This window comes from Lapillicoccus sp., assembly GCF_046595215.1.
GTDB lineage: Bacteria > Actinomycetota > Actinomycetes > Actinomycetales > Dermatophilaceae > Lapillicoccus.
Genome location: NZ_JBKJPP010000126.1, coordinates 1 through 25695, shown reverse-complemented (window position 1 = coordinate 25695; position 25695 = coordinate 1). Strand labels below are relative to the sequence as shown.

Annotated in this window: 30 protein-coding genes; 7 read left to right on the top strand and 23 right to left on the bottom strand. The window is 69.9% G+C overall.

Annotated elements, in window-relative coordinates; genetic code table 11:
- Position 1 precedes the first annotated feature (1 nt).
- From glmM to rplM, 3 genes are all read right to left on the bottom strand, one after another.
- A complete protein-coding gene (glmM, locus tag ACLL9L_RS10635; RefSeq protein ID WP_411284627.1) occupies positions 2–1348 on the bottom strand; it encodes a phosphoglucosamine mutase in 1347 nt (448 codons plus the stop codon).
- Between the two features lie 148 nt (positions 1349–1496).
- Positions 1497–2015 (bottom strand): 30S ribosomal protein S9, encoded by a 519-nt coding sequence (gene rpsI / locus ACLL9L_RS10630; protein WP_411284626.1) that lies wholly within the window; start codon positions 2013–2015, stop codon positions 1497–1499.
- 42 nt (positions 2016–2057) lie between these two features.
- Positions 2058–2501 carry a 50S ribosomal protein L13 gene (gene rplM / locus ACLL9L_RS10625; RefSeq protein WP_411284625.1) on the bottom strand — a complete coding sequence of 148 codons (444 nt, stop codon included), beginning with the start codon at positions 2499–2501 and terminating at the stop codon, positions 2058–2060.
- Positions 2502–2755: 254 nt separating this feature from the next.
- Between rplM and ACLL9L_RS10620 the strand changes: the two genes are divergently transcribed.
- Both ACLL9L_RS10620 and ACLL9L_RS10615 read left to right on the top strand, forming a co-directional pair.
- Positions 2756–3346, top strand: a complete 591-nt coding sequence (locus ACLL9L_RS10620) for a helix-turn-helix domain-containing protein (RefSeq protein ID WP_411284624.1) — start codon at positions 2756–2758, stop codon at positions 3344–3346.
- A complete protein-coding gene (locus ACLL9L_RS10615) occupies positions 3343–4620 on the top strand; it encodes an MFS transporter (protein ID WP_411284623.1) in 1278 nt (425 codons plus the stop codon). Before ACLL9L_RS10620 ends, ACLL9L_RS10615 begins: the two co-directional genes overlap by 4 nt.
- A gap of 107 nt (positions 4621–4727) precedes the next feature.
- Here the strand turns inward: ACLL9L_RS10615 and ACLL9L_RS10610 are convergent, their stop codons facing one another.
- From ACLL9L_RS10610 to ACLL9L_RS10595, 4 genes are all read right to left on the bottom strand, one after another.
- Positions 4728–5762, bottom strand: coding sequence for a DUF2891 family protein (locus ACLL9L_RS10610; RefSeq protein WP_411284622.1), 1035 nt, complete (start codon positions 5760–5762; stop codon positions 4728–4730).
- A gap of 12 nt (positions 5763–5774) precedes the next feature.
- Positions 5775–6749 (bottom strand): DUF979 domain-containing protein, encoded by a 975-nt coding sequence (locus ACLL9L_RS10605; RefSeq protein WP_411284621.1) that lies wholly within the window; start codon positions 6747–6749, stop codon positions 5775–5777.
- Entirely contained in the window at positions 6746–7453 is a 708-nt protein-coding gene (locus tag ACLL9L_RS10600) for a DUF969 domain-containing protein (protein ID WP_411284620.1), read from the bottom strand. Before ACLL9L_RS10600 ends, ACLL9L_RS10605 begins: the two co-directional genes overlap by 4 nt.
- 129 nt (positions 7454–7582) lie before the next feature.
- Positions 7583–8284, bottom strand: coding sequence for a GntR family transcriptional regulator (locus ACLL9L_RS10595; protein ID WP_411284619.1), 702 nt, complete (start codon positions 8282–8284; stop codon positions 7583–7585).
- Between the two features lie 103 nt (positions 8285–8387).
- Here ACLL9L_RS10595 and ACLL9L_RS10590 point away from each other — a divergent pair, with 103 nt between their 5' ends.
- Genes ACLL9L_RS10590 through ACLL9L_RS10580 form a run of 3 tightly spaced genes read left to right on the top strand, consistent with a single transcriptional unit; the run spans position 8388 to position 10647 of the window.
- Entirely contained in the window at positions 8388–9158 is a 771-nt protein-coding gene (locus ACLL9L_RS10590) for a LamB/YcsF family protein (protein WP_411284618.1), read from the top strand.
- Positions 9155–9778, top strand: coding sequence for a 5-oxoprolinase subunit B family protein (locus ACLL9L_RS10585; RefSeq protein ID WP_411284617.1), 624 nt, complete (start codon positions 9155–9157; stop codon positions 9776–9778). Before ACLL9L_RS10590 ends, ACLL9L_RS10585 begins: the two co-directional genes overlap by 4 nt.
- Positions 9775–10647 carry a biotin-dependent carboxyltransferase family protein gene (locus tag ACLL9L_RS10580; protein WP_411284616.1) on the top strand — a complete coding sequence of 291 codons (873 nt, stop codon included), beginning with the start codon at positions 9775–9777 and terminating at the stop codon, positions 10645–10647. The genes ACLL9L_RS10585 and ACLL9L_RS10580 overlap by 4 nt, the downstream gene beginning before the upstream one ends.
- 50 nt (positions 10648–10697) lie before the next feature.
- Here the strand turns inward: ACLL9L_RS10580 and ACLL9L_RS10575 are convergent, their stop codons facing one another.
- The 7 genes from ACLL9L_RS10575 to ACLL9L_RS10545 all read right to left on the bottom strand — a co-directional run bounded on the left by ACLL9L_RS10575 (position 10698) and on the right by ACLL9L_RS10545 (position 18860).
- Entirely contained in the window at positions 10698–11921 is a 1224-nt protein-coding gene (locus ACLL9L_RS10575; RefSeq protein WP_411284615.1) for a CehA/McbA family metallohydrolase, read from the bottom strand.
- Positions 11918–12964, bottom strand: a complete 1047-nt coding sequence (locus tag ACLL9L_RS10570; protein ID WP_411284614.1) for an ABC transporter ATP-binding protein — start codon at positions 12962–12964, stop codon at positions 11918–11920. Before ACLL9L_RS10570 ends, ACLL9L_RS10575 begins: the two co-directional genes overlap by 4 nt.
- Complete coding sequence (locus tag ACLL9L_RS10565; protein ID WP_411284613.1) at positions 12964–13785, bottom strand: carbohydrate ABC transporter permease; 822 nt, start codon at positions 13783–13785, stop codon at positions 12964–12966. Before ACLL9L_RS10565 ends, ACLL9L_RS10570 begins: the two co-directional genes overlap by 1 nt.
- A complete protein-coding gene (locus ACLL9L_RS10560; RefSeq protein ID WP_411284612.1) occupies positions 13782–14711 on the bottom strand; it encodes a carbohydrate ABC transporter permease in 930 nt (309 codons plus the stop codon). Before ACLL9L_RS10560 ends, ACLL9L_RS10565 begins: the two co-directional genes overlap by 4 nt.
- 103 nt (positions 14712–14814) lie before the next feature.
- Complete coding sequence (locus tag ACLL9L_RS10555) at positions 14815–16242, bottom strand: extracellular solute-binding protein (protein WP_411284611.1); 1428 nt, start codon at positions 16240–16242, stop codon at positions 14815–14817.
- Positions 16243–16389: 147 nt separating this feature from the next.
- On the bottom strand, positions 16390–18135 hold the full coding sequence (locus ACLL9L_RS10550; protein ID WP_411284610.1) for an ABC-F family ATP-binding cassette domain-containing protein: 1746 nt from the start codon (positions 18133–18135) through the stop codon (positions 16390–16392).
- Positions 18136–18215: 80 nt separating this feature from the next.
- Positions 18216–18860 (bottom strand): TetR/AcrR family transcriptional regulator, encoded by a 645-nt coding sequence (locus ACLL9L_RS10545; protein ID WP_411284609.1) that lies wholly within the window; start codon positions 18858–18860, stop codon positions 18216–18218.
- Between the two features lie 67 nt (positions 18861–18927).
- Here ACLL9L_RS10545 and ACLL9L_RS10540 point away from each other — a divergent pair, with 67 nt between their 5' ends.
- Together ACLL9L_RS10540 and ACLL9L_RS10535 are read left to right on the top strand one after the other, a co-directional pair.
- Positions 18928–19422, top strand: coding sequence for a dimethylsulfonioproprionate lyase family protein (locus tag ACLL9L_RS10540; protein ID WP_411284608.1), 495 nt, complete (start codon positions 18928–18930; stop codon positions 19420–19422).
- A 3-nt stretch (positions 19423–19425) separates the two neighbouring features.
- Complete coding sequence (locus ACLL9L_RS10535; protein WP_411284607.1) at positions 19426–19908, top strand: methyltransferase family protein; 483 nt, start codon at positions 19426–19428, stop codon at positions 19906–19908.
- Here ACLL9L_RS10535 and truA read toward each other — a convergent pair.
- The 9 genes from truA to infA all read right to left on the bottom strand — a co-directional run bounded on the left by truA (position 19905) and on the right by infA (position 25474).
- Positions 19905–20750: a tRNA pseudouridine(38-40) synthase TruA gene (truA, locus tag ACLL9L_RS10530; protein ID WP_411284606.1), complete on the bottom strand. Its 846-nt coding sequence runs from the start codon at positions 20748–20750 to the stop codon at positions 19905–19907. The two genes, ACLL9L_RS10535 and truA, sit on opposite strands and share 4 nt — an antisense overlap.
- Positions 20750–21286, bottom strand: coding sequence for a mycothiol transferase (locus ACLL9L_RS10525; RefSeq protein ID WP_411284605.1), 537 nt, complete (start codon positions 21284–21286; stop codon positions 20750–20752). The genes truA and ACLL9L_RS10525 overlap by 1 nt, the downstream gene beginning before the upstream one ends.
- Before the next feature lie 98 nt (positions 21287–21384).
- On the bottom strand, positions 21385–22110 hold the full coding sequence (gene rplQ, locus ACLL9L_RS10520) for a 50S ribosomal protein L17 (RefSeq protein WP_411284604.1): 726 nt from the start codon (positions 22108–22110) through the stop codon (positions 21385–21387).
- 29 nt (positions 22111–22139) lie between these two features.
- Positions 22140–23183, bottom strand: coding sequence for a DNA-directed RNA polymerase subunit alpha (locus ACLL9L_RS10515; RefSeq protein ID WP_411284603.1), 1044 nt, complete (start codon positions 23181–23183; stop codon positions 22140–22142).
- A 200-nt stretch (positions 23184–23383) separates the two neighbouring features.
- Complete coding sequence (rpsD, locus tag ACLL9L_RS10510) at positions 23384–23992, bottom strand: 30S ribosomal protein S4 (RefSeq protein ID WP_411284602.1); 609 nt, start codon at positions 23990–23992, stop codon at positions 23384–23386.
- Positions 23993–24035: 43 nt separating this feature from the next.
- The gene (gene rpsK, locus ACLL9L_RS10505; protein ID WP_411284601.1) at positions 24036–24443 is read right to left on the bottom strand and encodes a 30S ribosomal protein S11; all 408 of its coding nucleotides are present in this window, start codon (positions 24441–24443) and stop codon (positions 24036–24038) included.
- Entirely contained in the window at positions 24443–24820 is a 378-nt protein-coding gene (rpsM, locus tag ACLL9L_RS10500) for a 30S ribosomal protein S13 (protein WP_411284600.1), read from the bottom strand. The genes rpsK and rpsM overlap by 1 nt, the downstream gene beginning before the upstream one ends.
- A gap of 221 nt (positions 24821–25041) precedes the next feature.
- The gene (rpmJ, locus tag ACLL9L_RS10495) at positions 25042–25155 is read right to left on the bottom strand and encodes a 50S ribosomal protein L36 (RefSeq protein WP_034715213.1); all 114 of its coding nucleotides are present in this window, start codon (positions 25153–25155) and stop codon (positions 25042–25044) included.
- 97 nt (positions 25156–25252) lie between these two features.
- Complete coding sequence (gene infA / locus ACLL9L_RS10490; RefSeq protein WP_411284599.1) at positions 25253–25474, bottom strand: translation initiation factor IF-1; 222 nt, start codon at positions 25472–25474, stop codon at positions 25253–25255.
- Positions 25475–25695 lie beyond the last annotated feature (221 nt).

Sequence of the window (25695 nt, the reverse complement as noted above, 5' to 3'; positions counted from 1 at the left end):
CTCAGCGGGAGAGGTGGGTGCGCACCGATGCGGCCAGCCGTTCGGCGACGGCATGGGCCTGCGCCTCGTCGGCGGCCTCGACCATCACCCGCACGAGGGGTTCCGTGCCGGACTTGCGCAGCAGGACCCGGCCCGTGCCCTCGAGCTCGGCACTGGCCGAGGCGACGTCGGCCTGGACCCCCGGGTGGGAGTCCACCGCCGCCTTGTCCACGTCCGGGACGTTGACGAGGACCTGCGGCAGCCGGGTCATCACCGCAGCCAGGTCGGCCAGGGTGCGTCCCGTCTGGGCGACGCGGGAGGCGAGCATGAGGCCGGTGAGCACGCCGTCGCCGGTGGTCCCGTGCTCGAGGAAGATCACGTGCCCCGACTGCTCGCCCCCGAGGGAGTAGCCCCCGGCCTTCATGTCCTCCAGCACGTAGCGGTCGCCCACCCCGGTCTGTCGCACGGTGATGCCCTCGCGCGCCATCGCCTGGATCATCCCGAGGTTGCTCATCACCGTCGCGACGAGGGTGTCGTCGGCAAGGCGCCCCTGCTCGCGCATCGCCAGCGCGAGGACGGACATGATCTGGTCGCCGTCGACGACCCGTCCGGTGGCGTCGACCGCCAGGCACCGGTCGGCGTCACCGTCGTGGGCGACACCCAGGTCGGCGCCCACCTCGATGACCGCTGCGGCGAGCTTCTCCAGGTGGGTCGAACCGTAGCCGTCGTTGATGTTGAGGCCGTCCGGGTCGGCGCCGATGACGATGACCGTCGCGCCAGCCTGCCGGAACGCGTCCGGGGAGACCCGCGAGGCGGCCCCGTGGGCAGCGTCGATGACCACGGAGAGGCCGTCGAGGCGGTGCGGGAGGATCGAGAGCAAGTGGGCGACGTAGCGGTCGTGGCCCGCCTCGAGACGGCGGACCCGGCCGACTCCGGCACCGGTGGGCCGGCTCCACCGTTCGCCCATCCGCTCCTCGATCGAGTCCTCGACGTCGTCCGGCAGCTTGTGCCCGCCGCGGGCGAAGAACTTGATCCCGTTGTCGGGCATGGGGTTGTGCGAGGCCGAGAGCATGACCGCCAGGTCGGCACCGGTGTCCGCGGTGAGGAAGGCGATGGCCGGGGTCGGGAGGACGCCGGCGTCGAGCACGTCGACCCCGGCCGAGGCGAGCCCCGCGATGACGGCGGCGGAGAGGAACTCGCCGGAGGCCCGTCCGTCGGTCCCGACCACGGCGACCGGCCGGTGCCCCCGGAAGGCCCCGATCTCCCCCAGGACGTGCGCCGCCGCGACCGAGAGGTCGAGGGCGAGCTCTGCCGTGATGTCCTTGTTCGCGAGGCCGCGGACGCCGTCCGTGCCGAAGAGTCGAGCCACGTGGTGCCTTTCGAGAGGGCCGGCCGCCAAGGTGCACTCCCCCGACGGGGGGAGGTGAGCACCCGGCATGCCGACGATCGAACCTACTACCAGACACGCCAAGGGCGGCCAGGAGACATCCCCTGGCCGCCCTCGATGTGGACCCTGGTCAGCGCTTGCTGTACTGCGGAGCCTTGCGGGCCTTCTTGAGGCCGGCCTTCTTGCGCTCCGGGACGCGGGAGTCGCGCTTGAGGAAGCCTGCCTTCTTCAGCGCCGGACGGTTGAGCTCCTCGTCGATCCCGTTGAGCGAGCGGGCGATGCCCAGCCGGACGGCGCCGGCCTGGCCGGACGGACCGCCACCGTGCACGCGCACGAGTACGTCATAGGCGCCGACGAGCTCGAGGAGGGCCAGCGGCTCGTTGACGATCTGCTGGTGCACCTTGTTGGGGAAGTAGGACTCGAGGGTCCGACCGTTGATCGTCCAGTCGCCGGTGCCGGGGACGATCCGCACGCGGGCGATGGCCTGCTTGCGGCGCCCGGTGGCGGCGCCAGGAGCGGACGCGGTCGGCCGCGGGGCCGCTTCGGCGCCGACCGGGCCCTCGGACTCGGAAGTGTATTCGGTCAGCTCGGGCTCGTCGTCGCCGATGGTGTCGACGGCGCCGGACTCGTTGATCTCGTTCTCAGCCACAGTGGTTCCTTGTCGTGTTCTGCACAGGTCCGCGGGGCGGACTTACTGCGCGACCTGGGTCAGCTCGAAGGGCACGGGCTTCTGGGCCTCGTGGGGGTGCTTGTCGCCGGCGTAGACCTTGAGCTTCGAGAGCTGCTCGCGGGCGATGGAGTTCTTGGGGAGCATGCCGCGCACGGCCTTCTCGACCGCCTTGGCCGGGTTCTTCTGCAGGAGCTCGGTATAGCTCGTCGACTTCAGACCGCCCGGGAAGCCGGAGTGGCTGTAGGCCTTCTTCTGCTCGAGCTTGGCGCCGGTCAGCGCCACCTTGTCGGCGTTGATGATGATGACGAAGTCACCGGTGTCGACATGGGGGGCGAAGGTCGGCTTGTGCTTGCCCCGCAACAGGATGGCGGTCTGGCTGGCGAGCCGGCCGAGCACGACGTCCGTCGCGTCGATCACGTGCCACGAGCGAGTGACCTCGCCGGGCTTGGGGGTGTACGTGCGCACAGTGGTCCAGCTTTCGTTCTCGGTGGAACTCGTGGAGGTCGTATGCCGTGGGCCCCGCCTGAGCGGGCCACCGTGTGCTCCGGAAGGGAGCCGTCGGGGTGGCACAACAGTTAGTCAGTCTACGGAGAAGCCCACGTCGGGGCCAACTCATGGCCGTCGGGGGGCTCAACGCCCCCTGACCTGCCCGGATGCCCTCGCAAAGGCTATCTGCAAATTTGTTGTGCAAACAGAATGTGCAACACTATTGTGCACACATGGCTCCCACATCACTCCCCCAGAGCAGCGTTCGCCTCAGCTCCGAGGCCGTCAAGGTCCTCGCTCACCCGCTCCGGTCCCGGCTGCTGTCACAGCTGCGCCGGGTCGGGCCCGCATCCGCGACCGAGCTGGCCAGCCTCCTCGGGACGAACTCCGGCGCGACGAGCTACCACCTGCGCAAGCTCGAGTCGGTGGGCCTCGTCGTCGACACAGAGGGCGGCAAGGGCAAGGAGCGGCTCTGGCGCGCGGCGAGCGAGCAGCACTCCTGGATGGCGAGCGACTTCGCCGATGACGAGGACGCGTCGACCGCGCTGAACTGGTTGGAGCGCGACTACGTGCGCCACTTCGCGACCCGTGCCGAGCAGTGGCTCGACGTGTCGGCGACCTGGCCGGGCGACTGGGCCGACCACCTCGGCCTCAACGACAACGTCGCGCTCGTGACCCAGGAGCAGCTCGTGGCCCTGCGCGCCGAGCTCGAGGCCGTCCTCCAGAAGTACCGGCGCGTCGGCCAGGGCAACCCCCGCGCCAAGCGGGTCGCTGTCTACACCTACGCCTACCCCGTCGATCTCGACAAGACACCGGGGCGATGAGCTCGCACCTGTCCCGGGCCGCAGCCCGGCGGGTCCTCCTCACCCTGACCTTCACCCGGTGGTTTCCCGTCGGGCTCATCGTCGGGATCACGACGCTCTGGCCGTTGGAGCGCGGACTGACGGTGGCCCAGACACTCAGCGCCGCAGCGCTCGTCGGGATCACCGTGTTCGCCCTCGAGCTGCCGACGAGCGGGTTCGCCGACGCCTTCGGACGACGCCCCGTCTATGTCGCCTCGGCCGTCGTCAGCGTCATGGCGGGTCTCGTCTTCTCCACCGCGTCTGCGTGGTGGCAGTTCGCCCTCGCCGCCGTCCTCACCGGCGTCTTCCGGGCGCTCGACTCCGGGCCGCTCGAGGCCTGGTTTGTTGACACCGTCCATGTGCGCGACCCCGGTGCGGACGTCGACGCCGACCTGTCCGCGCAGGGGATGCTCCTGGGGATCGCCATGGCCGTCGGCGCGCTCGTCTCTGGGGTGCTGTTCTGGTGGCATCCGCTCACGAGCCGGAGCGCGTTCCTCCTGCCAGGCATCGCCTACATCGCCCTGAGTGTGGTCCACCTCGTTGCCGTCCTCGTCCTGCTCACGGAACCGCGGGCCGGGGTCGACACGGCCAGCGCGCGTCGCGCGCTCGCATCCGTCCGAGAGACACCGGTCGTCATCCGCGACGGCCTCGGTCTGCTGCGGCACAACCGGGTGCTGGCCGGCCTGATGGCCGTCGAGCTCTTCTGGTCCGCGGCGATGGTCGTCTTCGAGACCTTCACCCCGATCCGGCTGTCCGAGCTGCTCGGGAACCAGGTCCGGGCAGGTGCCCTCATGGGTCCCGTGGCGGCGGCCGGCTGGGGCGTCTTCGCGCTGGGCGCGGCCCTGTCCGGCATGCTGAGCGGACGCCTCGGGGTCGTCCCGACCGCCGTCCTCGCTCGGGTCCTGAACGGGCTGGGCGCCCTCGTTATGGGCGTTGTGGCCGGACCCGTCGCGCTCGTCGCGGCCTACCTCGTGACCTACTCGCTCCACGGATCCGCGGGACCGATGCACAGCGCCCTGCTCCACCAGGAGGCGACGGCCCGCAACCGCAGCACGGTGCTGTCGATGAACTCCATGATCGGGTTCCTGTCCTTCAGCGTCACCGCGACCATGGGCGGCCTGCTCGCGGGCCGCACCTCGACGGGTGTCGCCATGAGCGTCATCGGCGGCATCAGCATGCTCGGCGCCCTCTTCTACCTGCCGGCCTGGGGACAGGAGCGCGCGTCACGTGCGTCCTGCGCGCCCGCCGCCGGGTGACCATGCTGGGGCCCGGACCGGGTCCGCCGGGTTGGTCAGAGTCCGCCGGGTTGGCATGGGGGGCGACGGTCGGTCAGACAGGCAGAGACGTGGGCCTCGACCAGTGATCAGCGCTCTTCGGCCGTGACGGCCAGGAGCGCGAACGAGACCAGCCAGTGGGTCGACATGAAGTCCCCCTCGATGATCTCTCGCTCGACCTCCTCGACCTGGCGTCGCGAGGCTTCGGCAACTCTCGCCGCGGCCGCCTCGCCCATGAACGGCGTCAGGCCCCGGAGCTGCCAGGCACGCGACAGCGCCAGTCCGAAGAGGTGCACCGCCTTGCCATCGGTGCGGTCGAGGACCTGCGGCACCTCGAGCAGCGGGTCCCCCTCGGCAGCGAGGTGGGGAAGGAAACCGGACAGCCACCCGGCATACTCCCCGGCTGGCAGGACGCGGCGCATGAGGTCAGCCTCGCAGAGCGCGGGCGAGAGGAAGTCGCTGCCGCTGGGCTCCCACCGCGAGGGGTAGTCGCGGTCGGACCCGAACCAGCGCCGGGCGTGGTCCGCGATGACGGCGACCACGTCGTCGCGACCGAGGCCGCGAGCCGCCTCGTGCACGAGGGCCAGCCCGAAGGCGAGGTTGGAGTGCTCACCGTGCCTGACCGGATAGGCGAGCCTGGGCAGCCAGTCGACGACCAGATCCGCGACGGCGTCGAACAACGGCCGGGTGGCGACCGCCCAGCCGCTCGCCTCACGCAGCGGGCAGTCGCGGGCGGCGAGGGCGAGCAGGGCCGCCCAGCCCCACCCGTAGGGCCGCTCGTAGCGGGGGGTCGCCCTCAGGTAGTCCGCCTCGACCCGGCAGTTCTCCAGCGTCAGCCGTTCGTCGAGGACCGCCACGAGGCCCGCCCGCACCTCCGCGCCGAGGTCGTCGGGCGCGAGGGTCAGCAGCCGGATCGCCGACCACTGCATGTGCGCCGAGGAGTGCCAGTCGAGACACCCGTGGAAGGCCGGGTGGAGCCGCTCGGGGGTGACGTCGACATCGTCAGGCCCTTGCGAGACATGTTGCGCCGCATAGGGATAGGAGGTCGCGAGCACCGCCGGGATGGTCTGCCCCCAACGCCGCGCGTATGCCGTGCGCCAGGTCTGTGGGGTGCGATCGGTCATGGGGTGTCACCTTCAGCGGGGGAAAGCGAAGAAGAACATGATCAGGACGTTGGCGACCCACAGCGGGGCCGCCGTCGGGATCTGGGCCTTGATCGGGCCGTACTGGTCCTTGAGCTCGAGCAGCGCCGCAGGAACGAGGTTGAAGTTGGCGGCCATCGGCGTGACGAGCGTGCCGCAGAAGCCCGCAAGCATGCCGATCGCGAAGACGGCCGGCGGGTTGCCGTTGAACTGCTGGACGAGGATCGGCCAGCCGACCGCTGCCGTCATCACCGGGAAGGCCGCGAAGGCGTTGCCCATGATGATCGTGAACAGGGCCATGCCCAGGCAGTAGACGACGACGGCGAGGAAGAGCACCCCTCGGGGCAGGACCGAGTTCGTGACGTCGCCCACGGCCTTGCCGACGCCGGCCTGGTTGAACAGCAGCCCGAGGGTGGCGAGGAACTGCGGCAGGATCGCCGCCCAGCCGATGTGGCCGAGGAGGCGGTCACCCTCACGGAACGCAACCACGGGGCTCCTGACGTGGAAGAGCAGCATGCCGACGACGAGGGCGATGATCGCTGCCACCCCGAGCCCGATGATCGTCGCCGAACCCTTCTCGAGGAGCAGGCCCTGGCCGACCGTGACCGTGGCCAGGGCGGCCCCGAAGATCACGGCGATGACGGGGATGAGCAGGGCGGGGACGAAGAGCGTGTTGCCGTATCGCTCGGCCAGGGTGACCCGTTCCTCGGCGGAGGTGGTGTCGTCGCGGCCCTTGCCCGGAAAACCGAGACCGGCCAACGCTGCGAGGGCCAGGACTGCGACGCCCTCGACGAGGGCGCTGCCCGTCTTGGCGACGACCAGCGTGCCGTAGACGAAGGCGAAGGCCAGGACGGCCCAGAACGCCGCGCTGCCGTAGCGCTTGCGGTCGCTACGGTCGGTGAGGCGGATGACGGCCACGACGAGAAAGATCGCGGCACAGACCCAGTAGAACCATTCGACCTTGATCATCGGGGCTCACCCGCCGTCATGGACTCGGTGCGGGGTTCCTTGGCCATCACGGCCAGCTGCCGGTCCAGGCGCAGCATCCGCCCGCCGTGGATCAGCAACGCGCAGATGGCCGTGGGGATGGCCCACAGCGCGATCTGGAGCGCATCGAGCTTCAGTCCGTAGGTGGTGTCGACGAATCCGGTGATGAGCAGGATGGAGCCGATGGCCACGAAGATGTCCTCCCCGAAGAACAGCCCGACGGTGTCCGCCGACGCGGCGTAGGAGCGGACCTTCTCCCGCATCCGGAGCGACAGCGGGCCGTGCACCCGCTCGGCGGCGGCCTCCGACATCGGCGCCACGATCGGACGCACCGCCTGGGCGGGCCCCCCGATCGCGGTCAGTCCGAGGGCAGCAGAGGCCTGCCGGATGAAGAGGTAGGTCGCGAGCAGACGGCCGGTCGTCAGGCCCCGCAGCTTGCCGATGAGGGTGCGGGCCTGGTGCTGCAGACCGTAGCGCTCGATCAGGCCGATGACGGGCAGGACGACGATGAAGACAGTGACCGACCGGCTCCCCGCGAAGCCGGTGCCGAAGGCCTCGATGATCTTGACGGGGGTGAGGCCAGCGATCAGCCCGGCGACGATCCCGGCGAGCGTCACGACGAGCATCGAGTTGAGCTTCAGGGCAAAGCCGACGACCACGACGGCCACCGCAAGCAGGACCCACATGCGTGCACACCTCGCTGTTGGGGCGGGCGGCGCGGGAATGCGCCGCTGTGCACTCTAGACATTGTTCAACAATCCCTGCAAGAGCCTCGGATGACCTGGGTCACATCGTGGACAACTCCCGTCCACCTCTCAGCCCTTCAGCTGTTCCGCATAGCGCCCGACGAGGTGCTGCTCCGCGCGCAGGAGATACTCCTCCAGCACGATCGAGGCCCGGACCAGCTCGCCCGCCTCGACGAGGGAGGCGACGTGGACGTTGTCCTCGAGATAGCGCTCGTGCACGTCACGCGCCTCGTCGGCGACGAGGAAGAGCAGCCGCATCTCGGTCAGGAGACTGCGGAGGGTGCGATCGATGACGTCGTTGTCGGCCAGGGTCGCCAGGGCGAGGTGGAACTCACCGTTCGCCGTCCCCAACGCCTCCCAGGAAGCGTCCGCTGCAGCCCTGACCCCCGCATCCACGGCCGCCCGGATCGCAGAGACCGAGCGCTGCCAGTCCATCTCGAACACCTGACTCTGCGCGGAGTCGAGTGACGGCGCAACGGCTTGGCGCAGTGCGGCCTCCCTCAATGCCCCGCACTCGAGGAGGCGGCGGGTCCGGTAGGCGTCTTGGGCCTCCTTGACGGTCAACCGGCGCACGAACACCCCACGGTTGGGCAGGTGCTCCACGAGGTGCTCGTGGGCCAGCACCCGGAAGGCCTCGCGCAGGGTGTTGCGGCTGACGTCCAGCCGCCCGACCAGGATGGTCTCGTCGAGCCGGTCCCCCGGCCCCAGGCGCCCCCCGAGGATCGACGCACGGAGCGTGTCGACGACGGCGTCCGCCGCGAGCCTGGCCATCGCGTCCCTCTCGAGATCTGCCACAGGGTGTCTGGCCCAGGGGAACGGGACTGATCCCGTCGCACATCTTGACAGACGGAGTGTTGTTGAACAATCTAGGGACATGCCCCCTCCGCAGCAGGTGGATCTCAACGCCGACATGGGTGAGTCGTTCGGGCGCTGGACCCTGGGGGACGACGCCGGTCTGCTCGGTCTCGTCACCTCGGCCAACATCGCGTGCGGCTTCCACGCGGGCGACCCCGCGACCCTCGTCACGACCTGTCGGGGCGCGGTCGAGCGCGGCGTGGCCATCGGGGCCCAGGTGGGCTACCGCGACCTGGCCGGCTTCGGACGGCGGTTCATCGACATCGAGCCGGACGCCCTCTACGCCGACGTGCTCTACCAGATCGGCGCTCTCGACGGCATCGCCCGATCCCTCAGCGGCGCCGTCACCTACGTCAAGCCCCACGGCGCGCTCTACAACGCCGTGGTCCACCACCGTGACCAGGCCGAGGCGGTGGTGGCCGCCGTGGCCGACCATCCCAGCGACCTCCGTCTGCTCGGCCTCCCCGGCTCGGTCCTGCTCGAGGTGGCCGGACGCCGCGGACTCCGCACCATCGCCGAAGCCTTCGCCGACCGGGCCTATACCGCCGAGGGCACCCTCGTGTCGCGCCGGGAGCCGGGCGCCGTCCTCCACGACCCCGCCGTGGTGGCCGCCCGGGTCGTCCGCCTCGTCACCGAGGGTCGTCTGAGCGCCGTCGACGGCACCGAGATCGCGTTCCGGGCCGGGTCCATCTGCGTGCACGGAGACTCTCCCGGGGCCGTGGCCATGGCGGGGGCCGTCCGGCGTGCCCTCGAGGCGGCCGGCGTGGAGCTCGCCGCCTTCACCGCGTGAGGCTCCTGCCCTGTGGCGACGTCGCCATCCTCGTCGAGCTCGACGACGCTGCCGGACGCCGCCGCCTCGACACCGTCCTGCGTCGGACTCCCCTGGTCGGCGTCGTCGACCACGTCCCCGCAGCGCGGACCGTCCTCGTGAAGGTCGCGTCCCCCGACGACCTGCAGGGCGTCGCGGCCCGGCTTCGGGCCCTTGACCTCAGGGACGTCGACGACGCGAGCGCCGCGCCCGACGCCCCGTCCCTGCGGCTCGCCGTGCGCTACGACGGCCCCGACCTCCCCGACGTCGCCCGCCACCTCGGGATCCATCCCGCAGAGGTGGTCACCCGGCATACGGGGCAGCTCTGGACCGTCGAGTTCTCTGGATTTGCACCGGGTTTCGGCTATCTTGTCGGCGACGACGGCGGCCTCGACGTGCCGCGCCGCGACTCGCCGAGGACCCGGATCCCTCCCGGCTCCGTCGGACTGGCCGGCCCGTTCACCGGGGTCTATCCGCGACCGTCCCCCGGGGGCTGGCAGCTCATCGGCCACACCGACGAGGTGATGTGGGACGGTGCACGGGAGCCGCCGGCACTGCTCCTGCCAGGACGCCGCATCCAGTTCGTCGAGGTGTCAGGGTGACGTCGCTCGTGGTCGAGGTCGTCGGCCCGCTGGCGACCATCCAGGACCTCGGCCGGCCCGGCCACGCCGCCTTGGGTGTGACGACCAGCGGGGCGGCGGACCGGCGGGCCCTTCGCCTGGCCAACCGGCTCGTCGGCAACGACGAGGGGGCCGCCGCCGTCGAGATCCTGCTCGGGGGGCTGGTGCTGCGCGCCGGGGGTCCCGTCACGGTCTCTGTCGCCGGGGCGCCGACACCGTTGAGCGTCAACGGTGCTGCTGCGCCGCTCTGCGCTCCCTTCGACCTGGGTGCCGGCGACCGCCTGGCAGTCGGTATGCCGTCCAGCGGCCTGCGCACCTACCTCGCCCTCGGCGGTGGTCTCGTCGTCGAACGCCTCTTCGGGAGCGCCAGCAGCGACCCGACGACGGGACTGGGGCCACCACCGCTGGAGGTGGGAACCCGGTTGGAGGTCGGGCCTGCCCCCGGAACGGTCCCCGTCGGCGTGGACGCCCTCGGCCCGGAAGGGCCGCGGGTGAGCGCCCTTGTGCTGCGGGCCGTGGCGGGTCCGCGCGACGACTGGTTCACGCCCGGGGCGATGGCGACCCTCACCGGCTCCTCATGGACGGTCACGGCCGACAGCGACCGGGTGGGCGTGCGCCTCGCCGGCCCGAGCCTCGATCGCCGACGCCCCGGTGAGCTGCCGAGCGAAGGGGTCGTCAGGGGGGGCGTCCAGGTGCCCGCGTCCGGCCAGCCCCTGGTCTTCTCGGCCGACCACCCCACCACGGGCGGTTACCCCGTCATTGCCGTGGTGCTCGACGAGGACACCGACGCCCTCGCCCAGTCCCGGCCCGGGGAGCGGGTCCGGTTCCGTCTGCTGCGCCCCCGCTGGTGATCCACCGTGCGCGGGAGAGAACCGGCAGGCTGAGCACGCGTTGGGCTGCCTCAGAGGCAGAGTGCGAGCACGCACCGGTGGTCATCCTCGAGCCACCACGGACCCGCAGCGGCGGGCAGGACGACCCGGTCGCCGACGATCCGGCGCCGACCCTCCTCGAAGGTCGACAACAGGGCACCGTCTGCGCCCAGCGCCATGAGCTCGTCCCCGACCCGCAGCAGGACCGGCCCCTGCGGGTCGACCCCGACGGCAGTGCGTCCCGCCGCGACGCCACCCAGGACGTCCTGCCCCTCGCAGAGCACCCACGTCGTCGGCGAACCCGGGAGGGCGTCGCTGCCCTCGCGGTGGAAGTCGCTGCCACCGATGGGCACCGTGTCCTTTCCCCATGACAGCCACCACGCGAGCGGCCCGCCCCAGTTCCGGAGCACCGGCAGGGCGTGCCACGACGAGTGCCAGATCTCGGCCACCGCGGTGGGCTGGTCGAGCTCCATCCGCCAGCAGCTGTCGCCGCCGAGCGGGTGGTTCACCGAGAGGATGCCGCCCCGCTCCGCGACGTCGCGCTGCCACTGCCTGCCCGGTCGACGGAAGTCCACGAAGCCGATGTCACCGAACGCGTTCGCGTGGCCCCGATCCGTGGTCACCTCCTGCCCGGGGACCAAGGTGATGCCGTAGCGCTCGCCCACCTGAGCCAGGTGGGCATGGTGGCTCGTCGTGTTGTGGTCGGTCACCGCCAGGACGTCGAGACCGCGTGACACCGCGAGCGCGGCGAGCTCGTCGATGCTGAGGGCGCCATCGGAGTGGAGGGTGTGGGCGTGGAAGTCCGCAGCAAGCCACCGCATCCCGTCCACGGCGGGCAGGTCGCGGCCCGGGGGGCGCTCCGGCACCGGGGGGGCTGCGGGTTGAGCCCGCCGTTCGGCGGCGACGTCGGCGGCGGTGGCCCTGCTGACGACGACCCGGTAGTCGACCCCCGCAGCCGGCACCTCGTGAAGGCCGACCACGACGTGCCACTCCGCCGCCGACACCGCAGTCGGCAGATAGCCCGGTGTGGACCACTCCTCGCTGATCACGACGGACGACCGCTCGCCGCCGGACCACCCGACCCACCCGTGCGGACCATCACAACCGAGGTCGAGCACGCCGCCCCCGGACCTGTCGAACTCCAGGCCCACCCGGAACGCCGTCACGCCTTCCGGCATCTCGAACGACAGCGTCTGCACCTGCTGCGCCGCCCGGTCCACCGGCCGCCAGGTGCCGCTCTGCTCGAACAGCGTCATCGGTCCTGCAGGTGCGCCGGCGACGACGTCAGCAGCTCACCGTCGCTCGCCCGATAGTGCAGGACGCGACGGTCGTGCGGGCTGACCGTCACCTCCGTGCCCACCGGAGGCTCGTCCCCATCGGGCACCAACGCCTGGACCGACTGCTCACCACACTGTGCCGACACGAGCATCGTCGCGCCGAGATTCTCCACGATGGTCACGGTCCCGGACAGCGCGTAGCGGCCACCGCCGCCGAGGCGGGTGTACTCCGGCCGGAAGCCGACGAGGACCTCGTCCCCCTCAGGCACCTCGGACCCGAACAGCGATCCCGGGACGAGGTTCATCGGGGTCGACCCGATGAAGTTCGCGACGAAGACGTTGGCCGGCCGGTGGAAGACCTCGGACGGGGTCCCCAGCTGGCGGATGTGTCCCGCCTCCATGACCGCGATGGTGTCGGCCATCGCGAGGGCCTCGGACTGGTCGTGGGTGACGAACACCGTGGTCACCCTGAGCTCGTGCTGCAGGCGCTTGAGGAAGGTGCGGGCCTCCAGGCGCAGCCGCGCATCCAGGTTGGACAGCGGCTCGTCGAAGAGGAACACCGACGGCTGGTAGGCAATGGCCCGGGCGAGCGCCACGCGCTGCTGCTGCCCCCCCGAGAGCTGCCCCGGGCGACGGTCCATCAGCGTCGACAGCCCCAGCCCGGCCCCCGTCAACGCGGCCTTCGCGCGGCGGTCCTCCCGGGGCATCTTCTGGATCCGCAGGGGGTAGGAGATGTTGTCGGTGACGTCCATGTGGGGGAACAGGGCATAGTCCTGGAAGACCATCGCCACGTCGCGCTTGCCCGGTGACAGCTTCGTGACGTCCTTCCCGCCGAGCAGCAGCCGGCCCGCGGTCGCGTCCTCGAGACCGGCGATGGTGCGCAGGAGGGTGGTCTTGCCGCAACCGGAGGGGCCGAGGAGGGCGAAGAACTCCCCGTCGGCGATGGTGAGGCTCAGGTCGTCGACGGCGGCGACCCCTCCGTCGTAGACCTTGGACAGACCCACGAGTTCGATGCTGGCCATCAGCTCTTGATCCCTCCATGGAAGCGGAAACCATAGCGGCGGTTGACGAAGAGGTAGAGCGCCACCACCGGTAGCGCGTAGACGAGCGAGAAGGCCGAGATCAACGAGAGATTCGCTTGGCCACCCTCGTTGTAGAAGGTGTACATCAGCACACCGGCAGGCATCTTCTCCGGGTCGCGAAGGAGGATGTAGGCCATCAGGAAGTCGCCCCACGCGTTGACGAGCGCCCAGACCGCGATCGTCGCGAGACCCGGCCTCGCGATCGGCAGCACCACGTGGCGCAGCACCTGCAGCGGACTCGCACCGAAGACCCGCGCGCTCTCCTCGTAGGACGCCGGCGTCGCGTCCATGAAGTCCTTGAGGATGAAGATCGCCGCCGGCAGGAGCCCACCGGTGAGGACGAGCGTGACACCGGATCGGTCGTCGATCAACCCCAGCTGGAACATCAGCAGGAAGATCGGGACCATCGCGGCGGTCCCCGTGACGATCGAGGAGAGCAGCAGCAGGCTGTAGAGGATCAGGTTGCGGCCCGGCACCCGCACGCGGGACAGGGCGTATGCCGCCAGTGCCGACAGGGCGGTGACGAGCACCATCGCCCCCCCGGAGATGAGGACCGAGTTCTTCAGTGACGAGAGGGCATAGGGGTTCTCGCCGAGCTGGCGGAAGTTGTCGAGCGTGAACTGCGGAAGCTTCACGGTGAGCGACGGGTGCGCGTCGAAGGGCGCGAGCACCAACCAGAGCAGCGGCAGCGCGAAGAACGTCGCGACGACCGCGAGCAGGGCGTAGAAGAGGATCCGTCGCACCATCGCTGCCGGCGTCATGGCGAGGACTCCGCTGCGGGCGCGACCGGTGTCCGCTGACCGCGCCGGTCGCGGAGCAGGCGGATGTAGAACAGCGCGATGACGAGGTTGATGAGCAGCATGATGAACGAGATCGCCGACCCGTAGCCGAGCTCGCCCCCGTAGAGCGCCCGCTGGTAGATGAAGACGGGCAGGGTCTCCGAGGCATGGTTGGGGCCACCTGCGGTCAGCAGGTAGGGCGAGAAGTCGTTGAACGTCCAGAGGCTGATGAGCAGGGTGTTCGTCAGGACGTGACCACGGATGTGCGGGAAGACGACGTCCCGGAACTGCTGCCACGCACCGGCTCCCGCAAGCCGCGCGGTCTCGAGCTGTGACGGCGGGACCGCGCCGAGAGCCGCCGAGAAGAGGAGCATCGAGAAGGCCGTGCCGCGCCACGTGTTGAAGACGATGATCGACAGCATCGGGTGCTCGAGCAGCCATGCCGTGTCGGGCGTGTTGAGCAGGGTGCTCAGGGTGCCGCCGTCACGGTTGAGGAACGCCACCCAGAGAAACGCGACGATCGAGCTCGGCAGGATCCACGCAAGGAGCACGAGCGTCTCCACCACGGTCTTGACGACCTTGGGGACCGACCGCATCGACGACGCGATGAGGAAGCCCATCGTCGTCTGCCCGATGATCGCCGACCCGAAGACGAAGAGCAGCGTCAACATCAGCGACCGGCGGAACGCCGGATCGCCCAGTGCCTCGGTGTAGTTCGCGAGGCCGACGATCTTCGGGTCGGCGGCCGCCACCCCGGTCAGCCGGAAGTCGGTGATCCCGAGGTAGATCGTCCACAGCGCCGGAAAGACGAGGAACGCCCCGATGAGGAGGAAGGCCGGGGTGATGAACGCGAGCGCCCGGGGCCGTCCGAGGCCAGCCGCGTCGGACGTCCCCGCAGCAGCCGTCATCCGGCGCCGCTCACGTGAAGCCGCTCATGCGGAGCCGCTCATGCGGAGCCGCTGCGGCGAGCGCCGCTCGAGCGGCGCACCGGGTGCGCGGTGGAGGAGCGCGTCACGACCTGGCGACCTTGTCGGCGCCGGCGACCTTCTCGACCGCCGCCTGGTAGGCCGCCGCCGCCTCGTCGACGGACTTGCCCGAGACGATGTCAGCGGTGGCCTGCTGGAGCGCCTGCGAGACCTGCGGATAGATCGCGAGGCCGGGCCGGTAGGCCGTCAGTGGCAGCACCTTCTGGGAGATGAACGACAGCAGCGGGTCCTTGGCGAGGACCTCCGAGTTGACGTCCTTGCGCGGCGTGATGCGCGGCGAGTCACCGAGCAGGGCCTTGACCGCATCCGGGGAGCCGATGAACGTCAACAGGTCCCAGGCCTGCTGGGGAAACTTGGTGTTCGGATTCAGGAAGTATCCGGAGCCACCTGACATGGAGACGTAGTCCTGTCCGCGGGTCCCGGCCTGGGGCTGCTTCGCTGGGATGAGCGCATAGCCGACATCGGTGTCCCGGCTGGCCATCGGGGCGGCGCCCTTGTTGGGGTTGACGACCGAGCGCCAGAAGTAGTCACCCTCCCCGAGGATCCCGACCTTGCCCGCCGCAAAGGCGGCGAACGACTCGTCGCGCCCCTTGGCCGCCTGCTGGAAGCCCTTGTCCATGAGCCCGCCGTCGATGAGCCCCTTGTAGAAGCCAAGGACGTCGCGGATGTTCTGCGTGTTGCCCTGCCACTTGCCGTCCTTGTAGATCTCCGCTCCGGTGCCCACGAGAAGTGGCAGCGCGCCCTGCATCGAGGTCGCCTCACCCATCGCCGTGCCGGCGTTGATCTGGATGGGCGTCACACCCGGGACGGTCTTGAGCTTGGCGCCGGCGTCGAGGATGTCCTGCCAGCTCTTCGGCTGCCAGTCGGCCGGCAGACCCGCTTGGGCGAAGAGCTTCTTGTTGAAGTAGAGGATGCGCCCATCGGTGCCGGCCGGGATGCCGTACAGCTTGTCGTTGTAGGCGACTTCGGACTGCACCGCCTGGGGTATCTGCGCCCACCCTTCCCAGGACGGGACCGAGGGGCCGACGACCTTCTCCAGGGGCTGGAGGTAGCCCGCGTCGGCGAACTCACCGACCCAGATGCCGTCGAGAGCCATGATGTCCGCGCCCGCCCTGCTCTTGAGGTCGAGGGCCATCTTGGCCTTGTACTGCTCGTCGTCGACGCCTGACGGCTGGAACTTCACGTTGACCGTGACGCCCTTGGCCTTCTGTGCCTCGGTGAACTTCGGGATGACGAAGGTGGTGAACCACTGCGCCTCGGCGGAGTTCTTCCCCCCGTTGATGGCGTTCGAGCTGATCGTCAGGTCGACGTTCTTTGCGTCCACATTCTGGCTCGGGCTGGCCGTTCCCTTGGACCCACTGTCGCACGCGGCCACGAGGGCCCCCACGAGCAGGATCGAGGCGGCAGGGACGACCCGCCACAGGATGCGTCCCCGGCGTTGCACTGCAGTCATCGTTGACTCCCCTTTGGGTGGTGCGGCCCGGCTTCCTCGCGGACACGCCTTGACGGTCCCATCGTAGGGAAGAATGTCCTGACAATATAGAGCAGACTGTGAGTGAGTTTCGCTGTTCACCCCCGCGGCTGCACGGAGAACACGCTCTCAGCGAGGACGGGTCACCCGCCCCTCGTCCCAGACGGGTGCGGGAGCCTCGTAGACCCGGCCGTCGGCGCCGAAGACGAGGAAGCGGTCGAAACCCCGGGCGAACCACCGGTCGTGGGTGACGGCGACGACGGTCCCGTCGAACGCCGCGAGCCCCTCCTCGAGCGCCTCCGCGGAGTCGAGGTCGAGATTGTCGGTGGGTTCGTCGAGCAGCAGCAGAGTGGCCCCGGACAGCTCCAGGAGCAGGATCTGGAACCTGGCCTGCTGCCCTCCGGAGAGCAACTCGAAGGTCTGCTCGGACGCCCGCGCCAGCTCGTAGCGATCGAGCGCCCGCGCCGCCTCCTCGCGGGGCCTGCCCGCCCGGTGCTCGTCGCCGCGGTGGAGGATCTCGAGCAGGGTGCGCCCCATCAGCGACGGGTGCTCGTGCGTCTGGGCGAACCACCCCGGCCGGACGCGCGACCCGAGCCGCGCACGACCGGTGTGGGACACGGTCGTGGGGACGACGTCGCCGACGGGTCGGTGCTCGGGCTCGGGGTCGGACCCCCCGGCTGCGAGCAGCCGCAGGAAGTGGGACTTGCCGGAGCCGTTCGAGCCGAGCACGGCCACCCGCTCGCCGTACCAGATCTCGAGGTCGAACGGCTTCATCAGCGCCCCGGGCGCCACCGGCTTCCCTGCCGCCGCAACGGCAACTGACGGGATCCCCGCGGTCCCGACACCGAGCTCGAGCCGTTCGCAGATCACCGCCCGCTTGGCGGTGCGGCCCCCCTGCAGCCGCATCGTGACGTTCTGCTGCATCGGCAGCGCCTCCGGGGGCCCGACCTCGACGAACCGGCGCAACCGCGTCTCGGCAGCCTGCAGCCGGGTGGCCATGTCGGAGTTGTAGGCCGCCTTCTGTCGATACATGATGACCAGCGCCTTGAGCTTGGCGTGGTCCTCGTCCCAGCGTCTGCGCATCTCCTCCAGCCGGGCGAAGCGCTCGACCCGGGCCTGCTGATACGTCGCGAAGCGTCCCGGATGGACCCAGAGCGTCGACCCGGCCGCGCCGGGCTCGAGCGTCGCGACGCGCGTGGCGACCCGGTGGAGCAGCTCGCGGTCGTGGCTGACGAAGAGCACCGTCTTTGGCGAGCCGATGAGCTGGTCCTCGAGCCAGCGTTTCGCGGGGACGTCCAGGTAGTTGTCGGGCTCGTCGAGCAGCAGCACCTCCTCGGTCCCGCGCAGCAGCGCCTCGAGCAATAGCCGCTTCTGCTCCCCACCGGAGAGGGTGGTGACCTTGCGCCACTGGGCCTGCTCGAAAGCCACCCCCAGCGCGCTCGTGCTGCACACGTCCCACAACGTCTCGGCCTCGTAGCCGCCGGCGTCTCCCCAGTCGACGAGTGCCTGGGCGTAGTCGAGCTGGTCCCGCTCGGTGTCGCGCTCCATCATCGCCAGCTCGGCGCGCTCGATCTCCGCCGATGCGGCGCGGATCTTCGGGGGGGCCACCGTCAGCAGCAGGTCGCGCACGGTCGAGTCGTCACGGACCTTTCCGATGAACTGGCGCATCACGGCGAGCCCCCCGCTGCGGGTGATGGCCCCCTCGTGCGCCGCGAGGTCGCCGGCGATGATCCGGGCCAGCGTGGTCTTGCCGGTGCCGTTCGGCCCGATGAGCGCAACCTTCGCCCCCTCACCGACCCGCAGCGACACGTCATTGAGCAGTGGCCGCCCGTCGGGCAGCGAGAACGAGACGGTGTTGACGTCGAGGTGACCCACGAGGCCCAACCCTCCCAAAGGAAGGGCCCCGCGTCACATGCTTTCGGGGGCGCAGGCCGCCACTCCGGTATGCCGGGTGCTCACGGCGCGAGCAGGGTTCGGCTCCAGAGCTCGGTCAGGAGCCGTCCGTAGTCCTCGGCCGTCCTGCCACGACGCTCGAGGAGGAGGTAGTACTCGACGGCGTTCGTCGACCAGATGAGGTCCGCGACGGTGTCGTCGTCGAGGTCGTCCCGCAGCTCGCCCGTGGCCCTCAGCTCGGCCGCAAAGAGGCGCATGTTGGCCGCCCGGCGCTCCTCGAGCCGGGTTGCCGCGGCACGGCAGGCCGGGTCGTCCTCCCCGGCCCGGACCAGCGCCTGGACGAGCGGCGCGATCTGCGGGATGAGCAGGGCCATGGCTGCGGCGTAGGTCTCGAGCTTGCCCACCGCCCCCTGCGCAGCACGGACCGCAGCGACATAGTCGCGCTGCTCCGACGGCACCGTCTCGTCCGCGCCGGCGAGGAGCAGGTCGACGACCGCGAGCGCCAGCTCCGGCTTGCGCCCGACGCTGGCGTAGACCGTCTCGACCGAGACCCGCGCGCGGCGAGCGACCTGTGCGACGGAGGTCGCGGCATACCCCTGTCTGCGCAGGAGATCACGTGTCGCCGTGAGGATCCGGCGCCTCGTCGCGGCAGCCTGCGCCTCGCGGACCGGCGATCGGTAGGCGCGGGTCTTGACGGGCTCGGTCACCCGACCTACGGTAGCAACATTGACCGGAATTGAATTCAGGTCAATTGACCTGGACGAGGAGGCAGCGATGACCGACGTGGTGCACCGGCCGGCCGGAATCGGGCCGATGACCTGGGCGATGGGCTCGCTCTTCGAGCACGTGCTCACCGGTGCGGAGTCGGGTGGCGCTCTCGGGCTCGCGCTGGTCACCCAACCCCCGGGGACTGCGACCCCGCTGCACCGGCACACCCATGAGGCAGAAGGGTTCTACCTCCTCGACGGGACGATGACCTACCGCGCGGGCGAGGACGACTTCCACCTCGGCGCCGGCGACTTCATCTGGCTGCCGAGTGGCCTGCCGCACGCCTTCCGGGTCACCGGCGACCGACCGGTGCGCTTCCTCGGGATGAGCGCGCCAGGTGGGCTCCTGCGGCTCTACGACGAGGTCGGCGTCCCGGCAGCAGAGCGGCGACTCCCGGGCGAGGACGGGCAGAGCATGGACGTCGAGATCCCGCGCTGGAACGAGATGGCGCCGAAATACGGCCTCGAGGTCCTCGGTCCGCCACTGCCGCAGGAGCGCTGACCGGTGACTGCCGGGGAGTCACCCCGCGCAGCGCCGGGCGCGGACGTGCGCATCCCACCACCCCTGATGTATGCCGTGCCCCTCGTGCTCCTGTGGCTGCTCGACCGCATCATCCCGCTGCGGATGCCGGCCGACGGATGGCGGGCGTCCATCGGGTGGGTGCTGGTCGCCTCGGGCGTGGCGCTCGCAGTCTCCGGCGCCTCGACCTTCCGACGCCATGGCACCACCGTTATCCCGCACCATGCCGTCTCGAGCTTCGTCACCTCCGGGCCCTACCGCGTCACCCGGAACCCGATGTATCTCGGGATGAGCACCGCCTACCTCGGCGCCGGGCTGGTCGTGGGGTCGTGGTGGCCGCTGCTCGGGCTCCCCGTCATCATCCTGCTCGTCGACCGGTTCGTCATCGCCCGTGAGGAGGCATATCTCCGAACGAGGTTCGGGGCGGACTACGACGACTTCTGCGCCAGGACCCGCCGCTGGCTCTAGCCCGCCGCGACCCGCCGGGCACGGGTCTGGGCCGCCCTGGCGCCGAGCCGGTCATCCTCGGCATAGACGACCTCCTCGAGACTCAGTCCGTGGGGCGGCATGACGACGACGCCGGGGTCGCGCTGCCGGGCGGCCAGCACCTCGGCCGGCCACCCGGCCGCGCGCCGCCCCTCCCCCACCGGCACCACGGCGCCGACGAGGGCGCGGACCATGGAGTGGCAGAAGGCGTCTGCCACGACCGTCCCGGCCACGATGCCGTCATCGAGTCTGGTCCACGAGAAGTCGAGCAGCGTCCGCACCGTCGTCGCCCCCTCGCGCTTCCGACAGAACGCCGCGAAGTCGTTCAGCCCCAACAGGTTCCAACTCGCCTCGCGCATCGCGTCGACGTCGAGCTCAGACCGCACCATTACGGTGTCACGTCGTCGCAGCGGGTCGTGCGCCGCGTCACGGTCCGCCAGTCGGTAGAGGTAGCGGCGTGAGGTCGCAGAGAAACGGGCGTCGAAACCGGCTGCGGCCCGGCTGACCCGGGAGACCGAGATGTCAGCAGGGAGGATGCCGGTCAGCCGGGTCCGCGCCGCGTCCTCCGCCGTGCGGTCGGAGCGTCCGGGCACTCGCGCCCACAGCTGCGGGTCGACGTCCGCGTGGGCGACCTGGCCCCGGGCATGTACGCCGGCGTCGGTGCGACCGGCCACGGTCAGGCGTACCGGCTCGGGTGCCCGGATCATGATCGTCAGGGCGCGGGACAGCTCGTCCTCGACCGTCCGCAGCCCGGGTTGCGCAGCCCAGCCAGAGAACTCGGTGCCCTCGTAGCCGACGTCGAGGCGCAGGCGCAAGCGCGCCATCAGCCGTGCGAGCGCTCGACGACGCCGCGGATGAAGGCGGCCTGACCGGCGTGCTGGGTCGTGTCGCCGATGACGCTGACCAACCTGGCCCCGAGGGTCACCGGGGGGTCCCACCGCTCGTCGACGACGGTGTCGAGGTCAGCGTCGCTCAGACCCGCCACGAAGGCCAGGGTGGCAGCGTGCACGGCGTCGTAGTAGTCGCTCAGGAGCGCCGCCGAGTCGACGGTGACCTCGCCCACCTCCTCGCTGGTGTGCCCGTATCCCGTCGCCGTGTCGTCGAACGGCAGGTCGAAGCGCCGGGCGAACCCCTCGCTCGCCCACACCTGCCGTGCAACACCCGGGCGGCCGAGAACCTCGGCGGCCGCGGCGACGTGGTCGTCCTCGACGCGGGCGAGGTGCCAGACCAGCCAGGCAATCGTGTTGGCCCCGTGGTCGACCCGGTGGGTGAGCTGCTGGGGGGAGAGCCCGTCGACGACGGCGCTCACGAGGCCCTGGACGCGGGCGAAGGAGTCGGTCAACAGCGCGGATCCGGTCATCCCCGACGGTACCGCGGTGGGACCGAGCGACGGACGCGGCACTGACAGGAACCCCCGCGGTGGGGGGTGCCCGTCAGCGCCGCGGTGGTGCCGAGGTCCTACTCGGTGTCGTCGCCGCCGGCCTTGGTGAAGCCGGCTGCGTGAGCGGCGTCCGAGGTCCTGAACCAGACTTCGGGCACCGTCTGGTCATACCACTGCCCGTCGGGCTCGTGGAACTTCATCGAGTCCTTGTTGCCCTTGATGTCGAACCCGGCCGGGGCCGAGCCGTCCTTGGTGGGGGCAGCCGAGTCGGCGCCGTACTCGCCCTCGCCTCCGTCGGCGTGGGTGTCGGGAGCCTCGGGGGCGTCCTGCGCGGTCTCGACCGGGGCGGCCTCCACAGGAGCAGTCGCGGCGGGCGTGCGGTCATCCCTGGCCGCGCGCTTCGTCGCCGCCTCGGCCTCCTTCACGGTGGCCTTCTTGGCGGACAGCGGCTCGCGGACGAGCTCGATGACGGCCATCGGGGCGTTGTCGCCCTTGCGGGCGCCGATCTTGGTGATCCGGGTGTATCCACCCTGGCGGAGCTCCATGTCGGGCGCGATCTCCGTGAACAGACGGTGGACGACGCCCTTGTCCCTGATCACGGTGAGCACTCGGCGGCGCGCGTGCAGGTCACCGCGCTTGGCGAAGGTGATGAGGCGTTCGGCCAACGGGCGAAGTCGCTTGGCCTTGGTCTCGGTCGTGGTGATCTGGTCGTGCTCGAACAGCGACGTAGCGAGGTTCGCCAGCATCAGCCGCTCGTGAGCCGGACCGCCACCGAGACGGGGACCCTTTGTGGGGGTAGGCATTGTGGATCTCCTGTTTCAGGGTGGGTTGGTCAGAGCTGCTCGTCTTCGGCGAGGGCGCGGCCGTCGTCGGCCACCTCGTCGAAGTCGTCGAAGTCGTCGCCGTAGTTGTCCACGATGGCGCTCGGGTCGAAACCGGGCGGGCTGTCCTTGAGGGCCAGGCCCATGCCGACGAGCTTGGCCTTGACCTCGTCGATCGACTTCGCGCCGAAGTTGCGGATGTCGAGCAGGTCCGCCTCGCTGCGGCCCACGAGCTCACCCACGGTGTGGATGCCCTCGCGCTTGAGGCAGTTGTAGGAGCGCACCGTGAGGTCGAGGTCCTCGATGGGCAGGGCGAGGTCGGCCGCCAGGGCGGCGTCCGTCGGGCTCGGGCCCATGTCGATGCCCTCGGCCTCGACGTTGAGCTCACGCACGAGGCCGAAGAGCTCGACGAGGGTCTTGCCCGAGGACGCCATGGCATCGCGCGGAGCCATCGAGTTCTTGGTCTCGACGACCAGGATCAGCTTGTCGAAGTCGGTGCGCTGCTCGACCCGGGTGGCCTCGACGTTGTACTTGACCGCGAGGACCGGGCTGTAGATCGAGTCGACCGGGATCCGGCCGATCTCGGCGTCGCCGGCCTTGTTCTGCGCCGCCGAGACGTAGCCGCGGCCGCGCTCGACGGTCAGCTCCATCTCGACCTTGCCCTTGCCGTTCAGCGTGGCGATGTGCAGGTCGGGGTTGTGGACCTCGACACCGGCAGGGGGCGCGATGTCCGCAGCGGTGACGGGGCCGGGGCCCTGCTTGCGCAGGTACATCACGACCGGCTCGTCCTGCTCCGAGGAGACGACGAGGGACTTGAGGTTGAGGATGATCTCGGTGACGTCTTCCTTGCAGCCCGGGATCGTCTGGAACTCGTGCAGGACCCCGTCGATGCGGATCGACGTCACCGCGGCGCCGGGGATGCTCGACAGGAGGGTGCGCCGGAGGGTGTTGCCGAGCGTGTAGCCGAAGCCAGGCTCGAGCGGCTCGATGGTGAACCTCGAGCGGCTGTCGTTGACGACCTCTTCGGACAGGATGGGACGCTGTGCGATGAGCACTGTTCTGTTCCTTCCCACGGGCGACCGCTATTTGTCGCCTCGTGATGCTGTCCGGCCATGACGCCGGACGGCAGGGGTCGACTCTGGACGCGACTCCTGCCCTGCTTGGTGCACCTGACGTCATCATCGGTATGCCGGTGGGCCGCCTGCGGTGAGCGGGTCACCTGCCGTGCCCACCGGCATACCGGATGAGGGGGGTGTCAGTTCTTCGAGTAGAGCTCGACGATCAGCTGTTCGGTGAGGATCGTGTCGATCTGCGCACGGGTCGGCACCTGGTGGATGAGGATCTGGAGGGTGCCCTCCACGACCTGCATCCACGCCGGGGTCGGTCGCTCACCGTAGGTCTGGCGAGCCAGCTCGATCGGGAACGTGTTCCGCGACTGCTCGCGGACCGTGATGAGGTCGTACTGCTCGACCCGGTAGGACGGGACGTCCACGCGCTGCCCGTTGACCACGAAGTGACCGTGCGTCACGAGCTGGCGGGCAGCACGCCGGGTGCGCGCCAGGCCGGCGCGGTAGACGACGTTGTCCAGCCGCGACTCGAGGATGGCCAGGAGCGTCTCGCCGGTCTTGCCGGGACGGGACGCCGCCTCCTTGTAGTAGCGGACGAACTGCTTCTCCATGACGCCGTAGGTGAAGCGGGCCTTCTGCTTCTCCTGCAGCTGGGTGAGATACTCCTTCTCCGCGATCCGCCGGCGGCCGTGCTGGCCCGGCGGGAAGGGACGGAGCTCGAAGTTCTTGTCGCCGCCGACGAGGTCGACCTTGAGGCGACGCGACTTCTTGGTGATGGGGCCGGTGTAACGAGCCATGATTTATCGGACTTCCTTCACAGAATCTTCGCAGGGCCAGGCGTCAGACGCGACGGCGCTTGGGCGGGCGGACGCCGTTGTGCGGCGCGGGCGTGACGTCGCTGATCGCCCCGACCTCGAGGCCGGCAGCGGTCAGGGAACGGATCGCGGTCTCACGGCCGGAGCCGGGACCCTTGACGAAGACATCGACCTTGCGCATGCCGTGCTCCATCGCACGGCGGGCAGCAGCCTCAGCAGCCATCTGGGCGGCGAACGGGGTCGACTTGCGCGAGCCCTTGAAGCCGACCTGGCCGGACGAGGCCCAGGCGATGACGGCGCCGGCGGGATCGGTGATCGAGATGATCGTGTTGTTGAACGTGCTCTTGATGTGAGCATGCCCGTGGGCGACGTTCTTCTTCTCCTTGCGGCGCACCTTCTTGGCGCCGGGAGCTGCACGCTTCTGGGGAGGCATTACTTACCAACCTTCTTCTTGCCGGCCACGGTGCGCTTCGGGCCCTTGCGGGTGCGCGCGTTGGTCTTGGTGCGCTGCCCGCGCACGGGCAGGCCACGACGGTGACGAATGCCCTCGTAGGAGCCGATCTCCACCTTGCGGCGGATGTCGGCGGCGACCTCACGGCGGAGGTCACCCTCGATCTTGTAGCTGCCCTCGAGGAAGTCACGCAGCGAGACGAGCTCGACGTCCGAGAGGTCCTTGACGCGGGTGTCCGGGCTGACGCCGGTGGCGACCAGCGCTGCCTTGGAACGGGTTCGACCCACACCGAAGATGTAGGTGAGTGCGACCTCGACGCGCTTGTCGCGCGGCAGGTCAACACCAACAAGACGTGCCATGTTGGTTGTTCTCCTGATCAGTTGTGCGGAGGTCTGGAGCAGGCACCGTTCCGAAGCTCCCCACGGGGAACGGGCGCTGTGCCCTCTTCGGTCCCCGGCCTCCGTGCCGGGGGTGACGTCCTGCGCTGGTCGGTGACCAGTGGGCAGGGGCCGGGTGCTGCTTCACTGCTGGTCGTGCTGCGTGCGGTGGATCTCTGTCGAGCTCGTGCGTGGTGCTCTGCTCAGCCCTGTCGCTGCTTGTGGCGCAGGTTCTCGCAGATCACCATGACCCGGCCGTTGCGGCGGATCACCTTGCACTTGTCGCAGATCCTCTTGACGCTTGGCTGAACCTTCATCTGCCTGGTGTCTTTTCAGATCGTGCGCCGGCTGCGTGTGGGCCTGGGGCCCCACGTGCCGGCGCGTGGTCGGGATCGGGTGGTGCAGGGTGGTGCATCAGCGGTAGCGGAAGACGATGCGGCCCCGGTCGAGGTCATACGGCGAGAGCTCAACCACCACGCGGTCCTCGGGGAGGATCCGGATGTAGTGCTGGCGCATCTTGCCCGAGATGTGTGCGAGCACCTTGTGACCGTTGGTGAGCTCCACGCGGAACATCGCGTTGGGGAGCGCTTCAACGATCGTGCCCTCGATCTCAATGACGCCGTCCTTCTTGGCCATACCCTCTCAATCCGTTGCTGGCCCCACCCTGGGTGCGGCGCGAGGCCACCAGTGGAACCATGGAAGTGTGGCCACGCATGCATGAGTGCACACGAGACCGACGCTCCATCCTACGGGAGCCCGCGCTGAGCACGAAATCCGTGTATGCCGTCCGCCCCGGAGGGTGGTCCACGCTCGGCTCGGGCAAGACTGGGAACATGAACGTGCGCATTGCCGTCGTG

What these genes read in the sequence shown, in the direction of transcription:
- rplQ (WP_411284604.1), bottom strand. Translation starts at nt 22,110, where the DNA reads ATGCCTACCCCCACAAAGGGTCCCCGTCTCGGTGGCGGTCCGGCTCAC.
- ACLL9L_RS10555 (WP_411284611.1), bottom strand. Translation starts at nt 16,242, where the DNA reads ATGACTGCAGTGCAACGCCGGGGACGCATCCTGTGGCGGGTCGTCCCT.
- ACLL9L_RS10605 (WP_411284621.1), bottom strand. Translation starts at nt 6,749, where the DNA reads ATGATCAAGGTCGAATGGTTCTACTGGGTCTGTGCCGCGATCTTTCTC.
- ACLL9L_RS10590 (WP_411284618.1), top strand. Translation starts at nt 8,388, where the DNA reads ATGCCCCCTCCGCAGCAGGTGGATCTCAACGCCGACATGGGTGAGTCG.
- infA (WP_411284599.1), bottom strand. Translation starts at nt 25,474, where the DNA reads ATGGCCAAGAAGGACGGCGTCATTGAGATCGAGGGCACGATCGTTGAA.
- truA (WP_411284606.1), bottom strand. Translation starts at nt 20,750, where the DNA reads ATGGCGCGCTTGCGCCTGCGCCTCGACGTCGGCTACGAGGGCACCGAG.
- rpsD (WP_411284602.1), bottom strand. Translation starts at nt 23,992, where the DNA reads ATGGCTCGTTACACCGGCCCCATCACCAAGAAGTCGCGTCGCCTCAAG.
- ACLL9L_RS10525 (WP_411284605.1), bottom strand. Translation starts at nt 21,286, where the DNA reads ATGACCGGATCCGCGCTGTTGACCGACTCCTTCGCCCGCGTCCAGGGC.
- ACLL9L_RS10540 (WP_411284608.1), top strand. Translation starts at nt 18,928, where the DNA reads ATGACCGACGTGGTGCACCGGCCGGCCGGAATCGGGCCGATGACCTGG.
- ACLL9L_RS10565 (WP_411284613.1), bottom strand. Translation starts at nt 13,785, where the DNA reads ATGACGCCGGCAGCGATGGTGCGACGGATCCTCTTCTACGCCCTGCTC.
- ACLL9L_RS10600 (WP_411284620.1), bottom strand. Translation starts at nt 7,453, where the DNA reads ATGTGGGTCCTGCTTGCGGTGGCCGTCGTGGTCGTCGGCTTTGCCCTG.
- rpsM (WP_411284600.1), bottom strand. Translation starts at nt 24,820, where the DNA reads ATGGCACGTCTTGTTGGTGTTGACCTGCCGCGCGACAAGCGCGTCGAG.
- rpsK (WP_411284601.1), bottom strand. Translation starts at nt 24,443, where the DNA reads ATGCCTCCCCAGAAGCGTGCAGCTCCCGGCGCCAAGAAGGTGCGCCGC.
- ACLL9L_RS10575 (WP_411284615.1), bottom strand. Translation starts at nt 11,921, where the DNA reads ATGACGCTGTTCGAGCAGAGCGGCACCTGGCGGCCGGTGGACCGGGCG.
- ACLL9L_RS10620 (WP_411284624.1), top strand. Translation starts at nt 2,756, where the DNA reads ATGGCTCCCACATCACTCCCCCAGAGCAGCGTTCGCCTCAGCTCCGAG.
- rpmJ (WP_034715213.1), bottom strand. Translation starts at nt 25,155, where the DNA reads ATGAAGGTTCAGCCAAGCGTCAAGAGGATCTGCGACAAGTGCAAGGTG.
- ACLL9L_RS10610 (WP_411284622.1), bottom strand. Translation starts at nt 5,762, where the DNA reads ATGACCGATCGCACCCCACAGACCTGGCGCACGGCATACGCGCGGCGT.
- ACLL9L_RS10595 (WP_411284619.1), bottom strand. Translation starts at nt 8,284, where the DNA reads ATGGCCAGGCTCGCGGCGGACGCCGTCGTCGACACGCTCCGTGCGTCG.
- ACLL9L_RS10570 (WP_411284614.1), bottom strand. Translation starts at nt 12,964, where the DNA reads ATGGCCAGCATCGAACTCGTGGGTCTGTCCAAGGTCTACGACGGAGGG.
- ACLL9L_RS10560 (WP_411284612.1), bottom strand. Translation starts at nt 14,711, where the DNA reads ATGACGGCTGCTGCGGGGACGTCCGACGCGGCTGGCCTCGGACGGCCC.
- ACLL9L_RS10615 (WP_411284623.1), top strand. Translation starts at nt 3,343, where the DNA reads ATGAGCTCGCACCTGTCCCGGGCCGCAGCCCGGCGGGTCCTCCTCACC.